Here is a 12,332-nt window from a genome sequence, read left to right on the forward strand (position 1 = left end):
TACATGGCTCGTGACGTTTCTCCTCCCCGTGGAATGCGGGATTTCCTTCCCGCAGATAAGGCCAAGCGCGAACGCGCTTTGCGCATCATCCGGGATGTGTACTCCAGCCACGGTTTTGAAGAAATCGAAACTCCAGTCGTCGAAGATTTTGAACGTTTGCACTCAGGTCTGGGCGGAGATAACGAAAAGCTCGCCTTCAGCGTGCTCAAGCGCGGACTCGACCGTGAGGCGCTCGAGGCTGCAGCACAATCTGGAGATGCGCACGACCTGGCCGATTTGGGTCTGCGATTTGATCTCACGGTTCCTTTGGCCAGGTTCTATGCCAGCCACCGCTCAGAGCTCCCCACTGTTTTCCGCGCCATCCAAATAGCTCCCGTGTGGCGGGCAGAGCGACCCCAGAAGGGCCGCTACCGCCAGTTCGTCCAGTGCGACATCGACATCATCGGTGATGGAACACAACTAGCTGAGGTTGAACTCATCACGGCAACCTCCGCAGTTCTCTCCACCCTCGGACTCCAGGGCTGCACCATTCGCATCAACGACCGTCGTATTTTGTCAGGCATTCTTGACTACTGCGGTTTTGCCCCAGAGCGCTTTGGTTCCGCTCTGATCTCTATCGACAAACTCGACAAGATTGGCGCCGAGGGTGTCGTCAAAGAACTGTCAGAAACCGGCCCTGATGCCGCCGCAGTACTGGGCGGACTGCTGGAGCGCATCGAACCGCACCTGGCTTCAGGCGGGGTTCCAATGACCACTGCAGATATTCTTTCTGTTCTGCCCGAGGGCATTGATTCCGATGCTGTGGCAGATCTGGAAACCTTGGCGCAGGCACTTACACAATTGCCTTCCGGTGTTGAGGTGCGCTTTGATCCCACTTTGGTGCGCGGCATGGGTTACTACACTGGCACCATCTTTGAGATAGCTCACCCTGAATCTGGATCTTCAGTTGGTGGCGGCGGACGCTATGACGGCATGATTGGCCGATTCCTTGGTCAAGACGTTCCCGCGGCGGGTTTCTCTATTGGTTTTGAACGCATCGTTGATCTCATTGAAGTTGATGCCTCAGGTGCACAAGACAGTGTCGTGCTGGTTCACGATGCCGTCTTGGACAGCGCTGATCTGAGTCTTTCAACATTGATGGGGATTAAGAGCGAGCTCATTGCTGCTGGCAAGCGTGTTCGCCTTGAGAAGCGTGCGAAAAATCTCACACCCGTGCTTGATCGTGCTCGCGAGGCAGGATTTGGCTCCTTTGCCTTTGTTTCTGCTGAGACTACGAGTGCCAAGGACCTGGTCTTCAAGGACCTCGCCTAGAATTAAGACTGTTTCCCTCCCTCTTTACTTATAAAACAAACATCACAAGGAGATACTGTGGCACTGATTGACGCCATTGGCGCACGCGAAATTCTTGACTCTCGCGGTAACCCCACCGTCGAGGTTGAGGTTCTGCTCGAAGATGGCGTGCTTGCCCGCGCTGCAGTTCCATCGGGTGCATCCACCGGAGCTTTCGAAGCATATGAGCTTCGTGACGAAGACAAGAACCGTTACCTCGGTAAGGGTGTTCAGAAGGCAGTCGACGCTGTCATCGACGAAATCGGTCCCGCAATCGAAGGTTTCGATGCCGCTGACCAGCGCCTGATTGACTCCGCCATGATCGAGCTCGATGGCACAGAGAACAAGAAGCGTCTGGGTGCTAACGCCATCCTCGGTGTTTCTCTGGCTGTGGCCAAGGCCGCTGCAGACTCCGCAGATCTTCCTCTCTTCCGTTATGTTGGCGGACCCAACGCACACACCCTTCCTGTTCCCCTGATGAACATCATCAACGGTGGGGCTCACGCAGACACCGGCGTTGACATTCAGGAATTCATGGCTGTTCCCTATGGTGCAGAAAGCTTCTCTGAAGCACTGCGCTGGGGTGTTGAGATTTACCACTCACTCAAGTCACTGCTGAAGAAGAACGGTATGGCTACTGGCCTCGGTGACGAGGGTGGTTTCGCTCCTGACCTGCCCAACAACCGTGGTGCACTCGAATTCATTGTTGGTGCTATCGAGCAGGCTGGCTTCAAGCCCGGCAAGGACATTGCCCTTGCTCTGGACGTTGCTTCCTCCGAGTTCTTCAAGGATGGCGCGTACCACTTCGAGGGTCAGAAGCGCTCCTCTGAAGAGATGACTGCCTACTACGCCGAGCTCGTTCGTGACTTCCCACTGGTCTCCATCGAAGACCCACTGGACGAAGACGACTGGACCGGCTGGACTCACATCACCGCTGAACTCGGCGACAAGCTCCAGCTTGTTGGTGATGACCTGTACGTAACCAACCCTGTCCGTTTGCAGAAGGGTATCGACCTCAAGGCCGGTAACTCCATCCTCGTGAAGGTCAACCAGATTGGTACCCTCACCGAAACCCTCGATGCTGTATCGCTGGCTCAGCGTCACGGCATGAAAGCCATCCTCTCTCACCGTTCCGGTGAGACCGAGGACACCACCATTGCTGACCTCGCGGTTGCAACCGACTGTGGTCAGATCAAGACTGGTGCACCTGCACGTAGCGACCGCGTCGCGAAGTACAACCAGCTTCTTCGTATCGAGGAAGAACTGGGAGAAGCAGCCGTCTACGCAGGACGCAGCGCTTTCCCCCGTTTCTCCGCCTAGGAGTAGCACGCCGACATGGCCAAGAAAAACGTCCGCGTTCGTAAGGTTCCGGTGGCTTTGGTCACCGGAACCACGAAAGCAGGCGTCTGGCTTGGCAGTATTCGTGTTTCTGGTTTCACCATCTTGGTCATGTCCTTGACCTTGCTGGGTGTGGGCATTTTGGCCCCGCAGCTGAAAATCTTGATCGAACAACGCCAAGTTGTTGCAGATCTCCAAGCAGAGGCGGCCCAGAAGCAGGCTGATCTCACCGAACTAGAAAAGCAGCGTGCTCGCTGGGATGACCCCGCCTATGTTCGCGCCCAAGCCCGTGACCGCTTGTACTACGTGATGCCCGGTGAGATTAGTTACCTCGTGATTAACGACACGCAGGTGGAAGACCTCAAGCGGGAGAAAGCAACTGCTGAACTCCAAAACACCCAAACAGACTGGGTTACTGGCCTGTTGAAGTCTTTCCTCATCGCTGGGCTGGGAACACCCACTCCTGACCAAGTTCAGCCAGTTCAGTAAGAAAGTTTTTCATGCGTCCCCCCTTTGATCCCGTCAGTGACGAAGACATCCGGATTGTTTCGGCACAACTGGGCCGCCAGGCACGTGATGTGGTTGGTATTCCGGCCCGTTGTGTGTGCGGTGCGCCCACCGTGGTGGCTACCTCGCCCCGACTTTCTGATGGAACACCGTTTCCTACCTTCTACTACCTCACACACCCGGCAGCCACTGTCGCCATGAGCGATCTTGAAGCAACCCAGGTGATGGCTGAATTCACTGAGGTGTTGAACGCGGACCCTGAGATGCAAAAGCAGTATCTTGCCGCGCACGAACAGTTCATTGCGGACCGTGAAAGCTTTGGAGTTGTTCCAGAAATTGACGGGATATCTGCTGGGGGAATGCCGGTGCGCGTGAAGTGTCTTCACGCGCTGGCCGGCCATGCCCTGGCAGCAGGACCGGGAGTCAATCCCATCGGGGACCTTGCTCTAGCCCGTTCGAGTTGGTCTCCTGAGGTGTGCCAGTGCGTCGTCTACGACGAGGACTAATTCTTCTTGCAACATTTGCCGTCACCATGATGACGGTATTGCAGGCTGTGCCTGCCCGGGCTGACTACATCCGTGACATGGAGTATTGGCTTTCGGATTACAACTTCTATCAAGCCTGGGATATCACCCGCGGTGAGGGCGTCCTGGTTTCTGTCATTGACTCCGGTATTGGGTATGCGCCAGATATCAATGCTGCTGTGGTCGGCGGAGCAGATTTTTCCGGCATTGGGTCCCCAGATGGTCGTACTCCGGTGGGCGCCTCGCCTGATCACGGAACGTTAGTGGCTTCTGTTCTTGCAGGCCGTGGCACCGGAGGAAACAACGGAATTTTAGGCACAGCACCGGCTGCACAGCTTCTTTCGGCTTCGGTCGCCTTCGGTGTAGACACGGCTATCCCTTCGGACGAGCAGATAGCCAATGCCATCAAATGGTCGGTGGATCAGGGCGCCAAAGTAATCAACATGTCCCTGACCAGAAACTCACTGGAATGGCCAAAGAGCTGGGACGAGGCATTCCTTTATGCCTTCGAGCATGATGTCGTGATTGTTGCTGCTGCGGGTAACCGTGGCTCTGGTACCAATGAGGTGGGAGCACCGGCAACAATTCCTGGAGTCTTGACCGTTGCCGGGTTGGATGCCAACGGAGAAGCCAGCTATGACGCTTCCAGCCAGGGAATCACCATCGCGGTTTCTGCCCCCAGTGAGGCACTCGTGGGTGTTGCCCCGGGCGGCCAATACATGAAGTGGTCTGGCTCCAGTGGTGCAGCCCCCATCGTCTCTGGACTGGTGGCATTAGTGCGAGCATCACACCCTGAACTTGATGCCAACAATGTGATTCAGCGCGTTATCGCTACCGCCACGCCTGTTGGTGAGGTTCCGAGCCCTATTTATGGCTTTGGAAAGATCAACGCCTACGCTGCCGTGACAGCAGAGGTGGCACCCGTGAAAGCAAACCCACTGGGTGATCTCACCGAATGGATCAAGTTGTATCGGCGCGGAAGTTCCACCTCAACTCCCATCCCATGGGATACCTCGACAGCAACCCCCGCTCCCTTGCCCTTCGACAGCGGCAATATTGCGGGTCTTCCCACGCTCTATCAGCTGACCACCGTGGGTGTTCCGTTACTGTTTTTCGCTGGATTCGGTACGATTGTAGTTATCGGGTACATCGGAGTTACTCGAAGACTTCGTCCTGTTGTTCCCCGTGATCATTCCCGTCACGAAACAGACGAGACGCCCCAACCCCCCAATGTCTAGCTGGAGACGTATTACTGTGCCCAAGATTCTGATTGTCGGTGCTGGTTACGCTGGTTTCTATACCGCGTGGAAGCTCGAAAAACTCCTCCGTAACGGAGAAGCAGAAGTCACCATTGTTGACCCATTGCCCTACATGACTTATCAGCCCTTCCTTCCCGAAGTTGCTGCAGGTTCCATCGAGCCTCGCCACGCAGTTGTTGGTCACCGCTCTCACCTGCGTAAGACCCGAGTTATCTCCGGCAAGGTCGTAGGAATCAATCACGCCAAGAAGACTGCCACCATCGTTCCTAACGCAGGTAAGCAGTTCGACGAGAAGTATGACCAGGTTATTTTCACCGCTGGTGCCGTCTCCCGTACCTTCCCCATCCCAGGTATTGCTGACAACGCTATTGGTTTGAAGACCATCGAAGAGGCTGTTGCCATTCGCGACCGCCTGCTCTCTAACTTCGACAAGGCAGCACAGCTTCCTGCAGGTCCTGAGCGTGACCGCCTGCTCACCGTCACCGTTGTTGGTGGTGGATTCGCAGGTATTGAGGTTTTCGCTGAGCTTCGCTCACTGGCTTCCGACCTCATCAAGGACTACCCAGAGCTCACCTTCGATGACACCCACTTCCACCTCATTGAGGCTATGGGTCGCATCATGCCTGAAGTTTCGCTGGAGACCAGCAAGTGGGTTCTGAACAACCTCGCAACCCGCGGTGCTCAGGTTCACCTGGACACTCAGCTTCAGTCAGCAGAGAACGGTGTTATCCAGCTCTCCACCGGTGAAAGCTTCGAATCCGACCTCATCATTTGGACCGCAGGTGTCATGGCTAACCCCATGCTGCGTGCAACTGACTTCCCCCTCGACGAGCGTGGACGACTGCGTGTGCGCGCCGACCTGCGTGTTGAAGGTGACAAGGGAGTTATCGAAGGCGCCTGGGGTGCAGGAGATGCAACCGCATGTCCTGACCTTTCCGGTGGCGGCGTAGGTGGCTACTGTGTTCCTAACGCTCAGCACGCAGTCCGCCAGGGCAAGCTCATGGCACGCAACGTTGTTGCCGTGCTTCGTGGCGAAGGACCCACTGACTACTTCCACAAGAACCTGGGTGCTGTTGCAGGCCTCGGTTTGAACATCGGTGTATTCCAGTCCGGCAAGATCGCCCTCAAGGGTTACATCGCATGGCTTGCGCACCGTGGCTACCACGGTCTGGCTATGCCATCCTTCGAGCGCAAGTTCCGCGTCATCTGGGGATGGTGGAACAACTTCTGGCTCGGACGTGACATCGTCTCTCTCGAAGCTCGTGAGACTCCTCGCGCCGCTTTCGAAGAGTTTGCTTCACGCCCTGCAGCTCCAGCTAAGGCAGCAGCGAAGCCTGCTGCTAAGAAGGTTGCTGCAAAGCCAGCTGCAAAGAAGGCTCCTGCGAAGAAGCCAGCAGCCAAGAAGTAAAACTTCTTTCACAAGGGAGGCCGTCCGCGGCCTCCCTTGTGCTTTGCTAGCCTTGAGAGGTACGCCCCCATAGCCCAATCGGCAGAGGCAATCGACTTAAAATCGATCCAGTGTGGGTTCGAGTCCCACTGGGGGTACCGTGAAAATCAAACACATAAACCACGCCTGAAGATAGGCTGAACACATCGCCGGAAACCTGGCTTTATTCACCCAACACTGGAGCAACGTTGCTGACTAAGTCCACATTCCGAGCTGGCCTCACCTCGTTGCTTGCTCTTTTCCTGGTTTTCTTTGTTACAACACCAGCACACGCGACTATTGATAACGTCGTTGCTACCATTGCCGTCGGCGATGAGCCTTGGTCAGTTGCAATAACACCTGATGGCTCGAAAGCTCTCGTGGCAATCTCTAATGCCAATCGTGTGGATGTCATAGACACAGCAACAAATACTGTGCAAACTTCCATCACAGTCAGCGGCAGCCCTACAGACATTGCCATCAATTCGCTGGGAACATATGCCTATGTTTCCAAAAACACAGGTGACGCAGTTGCCGTAATTAGGCTTTCTGACCTTACAGTGGTTGCTACTGTAAACGTTGGTTCTGCTCCACTCGGTATTTCTGTTTCACCAGATTCCAGCAAAATTTATGTAGCCAATGTGATTAGCAACACCTATTCCGTTATCAGAGCTAGCGACAACACTGTTACGAACACCGTTTCAACTGCGACGAGCCCTCTGATGGTTGCTGTTTCGCCAGATGGTAGCAAGCTATATGTCACCAATTACGCTGCGAGTTCATTACAGGTTTTCACTACATCAAACAACACTCTCGCAAACACCATTTCAATCGGTGCTGAGTCCCGCTCCATGGCCTTTAGTCCAGACGCTTCGAAGCTTTATGTGGTGAACAAGGGCCCTAACACTGTCAGCGTTGTAAATACTGCGACTAATACAGTCACTGACACAATCAGTGTTGCAAGCGGTCCTATGGGCATGGCAATCACCCCTGACGGAGCAAAGCTCTACGTTGCCTGTTTTGATACAGGTCAGGTTCAAGTCATTGACACTGCGACCAAGGCAGTGATCTCCACAATCAACGTTGCATCCGGTATGACCGGGATTGCTGTTACCCCGAATGGACGTAGCGCCTATGCCACGTCGCTGTTGAATGACACTGTGAGTGTCATCAACTTGGTCGAACCAACTCCTACACCTACCCCGACTCCGCAGGAACTTGCAAAAACTGGTAGCTCCTCTGAGGCAGGTGCTGTTCTCTCTGTCGTCGCAATAATTTCCTTATTTGGCGGAGCCCTTTTCCTGAGAAGAAAAAACTCACTCAGCACACGTTGAGATAAGACGCAACCGTACGCGTTTATCGACGCATATATGCTGTGCGTCGATGCGACACCAGCACAATCTCGATCATGATTTCATGATCGAAGATTTCATAAATCACTCGGTATTCTCCGCGCCTGGCAACCATCATTCCCGCCAGGTCTCCGCGCAGCTGTTTACCTAGTCGGTGAGGGTTTTGTGCAAGTGGGCCATAAATGAACTCGATCACAGCGGAAGCAACTTTTTGAGGTAATTGAACCTCAATTGCTGTTCGTGCGGCAGGAAGAATGTTGACGGTGTAGGGCTGATTCATTCGGGCATTCTGGCAGCAACGCTCGCAAGGAGTGTTTCTTTATCCACAGCAACGCTCATGCCAGCTTTTTGCTGGGCCAAAGCTACGCGAAGTTGACTCATCGTTTCTTCATCGCCCAGGATGTCGATGGTCTCGATGAGGGAGTCATATTCGTCAGCGCTCATGAGAACTGCGTCACGATTTCCGTTACGAGTAATCTCAAATACTTCTTGGGTGGTGACAGCTGCCTCTACCAGCTTTGAGAGGTTAGCTCGTGCTTCAGCGAGGGAAAGAGTCGTCATGTACAGAATTCTAGCGTCATAGAATCCAGCATGACAGGGCTGTGAATATCTACGCCTTGCTGAACCAGCGCACTTCATAGGGTGCTAACGGAACACCGTTACCTATCTCGAAGGTGTGCCCGGTGAGGTGGTCTGTCACTTTCCCAGTCATTCCACTGAGTTCTTGTGAACCGAGCCATCGTGAAGATTCGGAGAGGTTGTAAACCTCGATGAGATCTCCGGCAGGGTGCTTGCGGTCAAAAATGACCACTCCCTTACCTGACCCAGCTCTTACCGTTGTGGCAACGCTGGCATGCAGAGAAGGAAGAGACTTTCGAACATCAATGACGTGCTTGATGCGGTTGTAGATTCGCCCAGCAGGTTTGTCATCGAGTTCCCCGGCAGCCGCCGCGTCTGCCACGCGCCAGTTCATCTTGGGGCGGTGAATCCAGCGGTTATCTTCCTTCTTGGTTTCGTCTTTGAGATAACTGTGGTCGTTCAGCAGACCAATTTCATCTCCCATATAGAGCAGGGGGATACCGGCGAAACCAAACACCATTGTGTATGCACACAGATATCGATCAATGGCTTGGTTAAGGAGCTTCTCGTCTTTGAGCTTGATGGCTTTTTCGATGCCAGCGAGGCTGGCGCCGGTGCCAGAGGTGCGACGTTCCCCATTGACCGGGTCTGGCATGAAGGGTTGCCCTGTTGCCAAAGATCCAAAGAAATTTCCTTCAAAATACTCTGCAAGGAACAGGCGGTGATCGTGACCGTTGAGGCCAACTTCGTGGGCATCAGTGTCATCGATTGCCCACCCAATATCGTCGTGGCAGCGCAAATACACACCCCAGGCAGTGGTGTTGGGTAGTCCACTAAACCGTGACATGGTGTGCACCATGAGGGAGGTGTCCTTGGCGGCAATCGCCGACCAAATCTGCACCATCAAACTGTTGTGATACGCCAGATCGGAGACTTTTCCTGCGTGCTGTCCCTCACCAAAGTAGGCGCCCACTTGGGCTGGCCCCACAATCGCTTCAGCTTTGAAAATCATCGAGGGACACAGTATGCGAGCAAAGGCGCGCAGTGCTTGGGTGATGACGTGAACTTCTGGTTCACCCTGACAGATTGTTCCCATCCGCTTCCACATGAATGCAATTGCATCTAAGCGGATGCAGTCAACTCCGTGATTGGCCAGGTTGGCAATGATGTCGGCGTATTCGCAGAACACGGCAGGGTTCGACCAGTTCACATCCCATTGATAGGAGTTGAACGTGGTCCACACCCAGCCTTGCAGCTTGTCATCCCAGGTGAAGTTTCCCGGAGCAAAGTCCGGAAAAACTTCCAGGAGAGTTTTTTCAAACTCATCAGGGATGGTGCGGTCGGGATAAACATAGAAGTAGTCGCGATACGTGGGATCTCCAGCACGAGCTTTTTCAGCCCATTCGTGTTCCTGCGCAACGTGGTTGAGAACGAGATCGAGCGTGAGCGAGATTCCTGAGTCATGCAGCTTGTCTGCTGTTGAGCGCAATTCCTTCATGGAGCCGAGGTCTTCACGAAGAGCGCGATAGTCCATGACGGCATAGCCCCCGTCGTTAGCGCCTGGCCGGGGCTTCAGAATGGGCAACAGATGGAGATAGGTAATCCCTAAATCTTTGAGATAGGGAATGCGTTTGTTGATGCCTTTGAGATTTTTCGCAAATAGGTCAGCGTAGGCAACATAGCCAATAGTTTTTTCAGACTGGAACCAGTCCTGTTCTAGAACACGCTCACGATCGCGCTGCTGGAGCTCTTCATCACGGTGAAGGTGAGCTGCGGCCATCACTTCAATAAGTTGAGGCAGTGCTGTTTCGATGGGGTAGAGCTGAGCAAACGCTTCGATGAGGTCGTGGCCCCAGCGATCAAAACGATCGAGGAGATCTTGGGCACCACGAGTACTCGTGCCAATGAGGCCCTGCAGTTGTGCTCTGGCAGCAGCAGTTAGTTCGGGAATTGCAAGCATTGCAGTGACTCCGTTGTCTCTGACCCCGTTCGTCTCTTAACGGTTGTAGATAGTGTATTCCTCTGCTGAACCTGCAGTGAATTTCGATTTCCTAATCAACAGGTGCGGGGGCTTTTCGTATCCGGAAACTCACCCACGCGGCGACGGCACACAAGCCCGCTGCTCCAAACCATGCCAGGGTGTATTCGCCGGTGAGGTCTCGCACAGTTCCGGCAGCGATAGCTGCTACAGATGCTCCTACCTGGTGGGAGGCAAAGACCCAACCAAAGACGATGGATCCCTTATTGCCAAACATCTCATTACAAATAGCGATGGTGGGGGGAACTGTGGCCACCCAGTCCAAACCATAAATCACGATGAACAGAATCAGGCTGGGGTGGATGGTGGCCGAGAGGAGAACTGGCAACAACATCAGAGAAATGCCACGGCCAAAGTAATAAATCGCCAGCAAGATTCGTGGGTTGACGCGGTCGGTGAGCCAACCAGATGCAATGGTGCCAAAAATGTCGAAGATGCCCACTGCGGCAAGCAAGCCCGCAGCAGTAGTTTCGGGCATGCCGTGATCATGCGCTGAGGGAATGAAATGCACACCAATCAAACCGTTGGTGGTGGCACCACAGATGGCGAAACCGACAGCTAGAGCCCAGAAAGTTCGAGAGCGTGAAGCTTCCTTGAGAACCACTAGAGCATATTTCGCGGGGTTTCCCCGAGGAGGTTCTGCCGCAAGTTGTGCCGCGGCTATCTTGGCTTGTTCCTCACTTTCGCCGTAGCGACGCACACCAAGATCAGCGGGGGAGTTACGCATGAACAGCAAAATCAGCGGCACCACCGCCAAGGCGGCTGCCGCTATCAACAGCGATGCTGAACGCCACCCTGTCGTGGTGACCAGATTGGCCATCACGGGAAGGAAGATCAGTTGACCTGTAGCGCTTCCTGCCGAGAGAACACCGGCAACAAGTCCTCGGCGGGCAAGGAACCACGTGTTGGTGATTGTGGCAGCAAAGACCAATGCCATCGAGCCGCTACCGAGCCCAATCAAGACTCCCCACGTCAACACCAAAATAATCGGGTTCGTGGCAAAAATGCTCAGCGCGCTTCCAGCAGAAATAAGAAGCAATGCGCCGGTGGTGACTTTGCGTAGTCCGAAACGACTCATTAACGCTGCCGCGAACGGGGCAGTGAGGCCAAAGAGCAGAATATTCACGCCGATTGCGATAGAGATTGTGGTGCTACTCCAGTCAAATTCCTCCTCGAGAGGAACCATCATTACACCTGGCGCGGATCTAAAACCGGCGGCGCCAACCAGTGCTAAAAATCCAACCCCAGCAACAAGCCATGCAGGGTGGATTCTGCGTGTGCGCGGGGAAGACATGGGTTTAGCTTATTGAGATTTGTGCCCGAACGAACAAGTTGCTTTATTCATGAATCTCTCGGCATTCATCCAGCATTCTCGTCGTACCATTGGAGCTATGGATTTACTGCTCCCCATTCTCGGCATTGTTGTAGTGCTTGCTGTCATCGTCGGCATCTACCTCTGGGCAACCTACAACAGCCTTGTTACGCTCAATGTTCGAGTCGAAGAGGCGTGGAGTGATATCACCGTTCAACTCAAGCGTCGAGCGGATCTGATTCCCAACCTCATCGAGACCGTCAAAGGATATGCATCCCACGAACGCGGTGTGTTCGAGGCAGTAACGAAGGCTCGAGCGGAAACGCTCACTGCGGAAACACCGGCGGCTGCCGCTGAGGCTGAAGGCCACATGCAGGCTGCGCTCAAGAGCATCTTTGCTGTGGCAGAGGCATATCCCCAGCTCCACGCCAGTGAAAACTTCCTCCAGCTTCAGGGCGAACTAGTTGATACTGAAGACAAGATTCAAGCTGCTCGCCGGTTCTACAACGGTGGCGTGCGCGAATTCAACACCAAGATCTTGTCCTTCCCGAACAACATGTGGGCAAACAAGTTGAAGTTCGACAAGCGCGACTTCTTCGATGTTGCCGACGCTGCAGCTATTGCAGAACCTCCACGCATCCAGTTCTAAATCTTTCTGAGCAAGGGCT

Annotated in this window: 12 protein-coding genes and 1 tRNA gene; 9 read left to right on the forward strand and 4 right to left on the reverse strand. The window is 54.2% G+C overall.

Features of this window, described 5'->3' with window-relative positions; translation table 11 throughout:
- Nucleotides 1–3: 3 nt before the first annotated feature.
- From hisS to AINA4_RS01850, 8 genes are all read left to right on the forward strand, one after another.
- On the forward strand, nucleotides 4–1,311 hold the full coding sequence (gene hisS / locus AINA4_RS01815; RefSeq protein WP_281787265.1) for a histidine--tRNA ligase: 1,308 nt from the start codon (nucleotides 4–6) through the stop codon (nucleotides 1,309–1,311).
- Nucleotides 1,312–1,368: 57 nt separating this feature from the next.
- Nucleotides 1,369–2,649 carry a phosphopyruvate hydratase gene (gene eno / locus AINA4_RS01820; protein ID WP_281787266.1) on the forward strand — a complete coding sequence of 427 codons (1,281 nt, stop codon included), beginning with the start codon at nucleotides 1,369–1,371 and terminating at the stop codon, nucleotides 2,647–2,649.
- 15 nt (nucleotides 2,650–2,664) lie between these two features.
- Nucleotides 2,665–3,156, forward strand: coding sequence for a septum formation initiator family protein (locus AINA4_RS01825; protein WP_114128613.1), 492 nt, complete (start codon nucleotides 2,665–2,667; stop codon nucleotides 3,154–3,156).
- Nucleotides 3,157–3,167: 11 nt separating this feature from the next.
- Nucleotides 3,168–3,680, forward strand: a complete 513-nt coding sequence (locus tag AINA4_RS01830; RefSeq protein WP_281787267.1) for a DUF501 domain-containing protein — start codon at nucleotides 3,168–3,170, stop codon at nucleotides 3,678–3,680.
- Nucleotides 3,656–4,936: a S8 family serine peptidase gene (locus AINA4_RS01835; RefSeq protein ID WP_348773305.1), complete on the forward strand. Its 1,281-nt coding sequence runs from the start codon at nucleotides 3,656–3,658 to the stop codon at nucleotides 4,934–4,936. The genes AINA4_RS01830 and AINA4_RS01835 overlap by 25 nt, the downstream gene beginning before the upstream one ends.
- Before the next feature lie 16 nt (nucleotides 4,937–4,952).
- Entirely contained in the window at nucleotides 4,953–6,365 is a 1,413-nt protein-coding gene (locus tag AINA4_RS01840; RefSeq protein ID WP_281787626.1) for an FAD-dependent oxidoreductase, read from the forward strand.
- A 63-nt stretch (nucleotides 6,366–6,428) separates the two neighbouring features.
- Nucleotides 6,429–6,502: transfer RNA gene (locus AINA4_RS01845), tRNA-Leu, on the forward strand.
- 90 nt (nucleotides 6,503–6,592) lie between these two features.
- Complete coding sequence (locus tag AINA4_RS01850; RefSeq protein ID WP_281787268.1) at nucleotides 6,593–7,717, forward strand: YncE family protein; 1,125 nt, start codon at nucleotides 6,593–6,595, stop codon at nucleotides 7,715–7,717.
- Nucleotides 7,718–7,739: 22 nt separating this feature from the next.
- Here the strand turns inward: AINA4_RS01850 and AINA4_RS01855 are convergent, their stop codons facing one another.
- From AINA4_RS01855 to AINA4_RS01870, 4 genes are all read right to left on the reverse strand, one after another.
- Nucleotides 7,740–8,015 carry a type II toxin-antitoxin system RelE/ParE family toxin gene (locus AINA4_RS01855; RefSeq protein ID WP_281787269.1) on the reverse strand — a complete coding sequence of 92 codons (276 nt, stop codon included), beginning with the start codon at nucleotides 8,013–8,015 and terminating at the stop codon, nucleotides 7,740–7,742.
- Complete coding sequence (locus tag AINA4_RS01860; protein ID WP_281787270.1) at nucleotides 8,012–8,296, reverse strand: type II toxin-antitoxin system Phd/YefM family antitoxin; 285 nt, start codon at nucleotides 8,294–8,296, stop codon at nucleotides 8,012–8,014. Before AINA4_RS01860 ends, AINA4_RS01855 begins: the two co-directional genes overlap by 4 nt.
- Before the next feature lie 49 nt (nucleotides 8,297–8,345).
- Nucleotides 8,346–10,274: an alpha-amylase family protein gene (locus AINA4_RS01865; RefSeq protein ID WP_281787271.1), complete on the reverse strand. Its 1,929-nt coding sequence runs from the start codon at nucleotides 10,272–10,274 to the stop codon at nucleotides 8,346–8,348.
- A 91-nt stretch (nucleotides 10,275–10,365) separates the two neighbouring features.
- On the reverse strand, nucleotides 10,366–11,646 hold the full coding sequence (locus AINA4_RS01870) for an MFS transporter (RefSeq protein ID WP_281787272.1): 1,281 nt from the start codon (nucleotides 11,644–11,646) through the stop codon (nucleotides 10,366–10,368).
- 97 nt (nucleotides 11,647–11,743) lie between these two features.
- On the opposite strand from AINA4_RS01870, the gene AINA4_RS01875 reads away from it, so the two are divergent.
- Complete coding sequence (locus AINA4_RS01875; protein WP_281787273.1) at nucleotides 11,744–12,313, forward strand: LemA family protein; 570 nt, start codon at nucleotides 11,744–11,746, stop codon at nucleotides 12,311–12,313.
- Nucleotides 12,314–12,332 lie beyond the last annotated feature (19 nt).

This window comes from Aurantimicrobium sp. INA4, assembly GCF_027924525.1.
In the GTDB taxonomy this organism is placed as follows: Bacteria; Actinomycetota; Actinomycetes; order Actinomycetales; family Microbacteriaceae; genus Aurantimicrobium.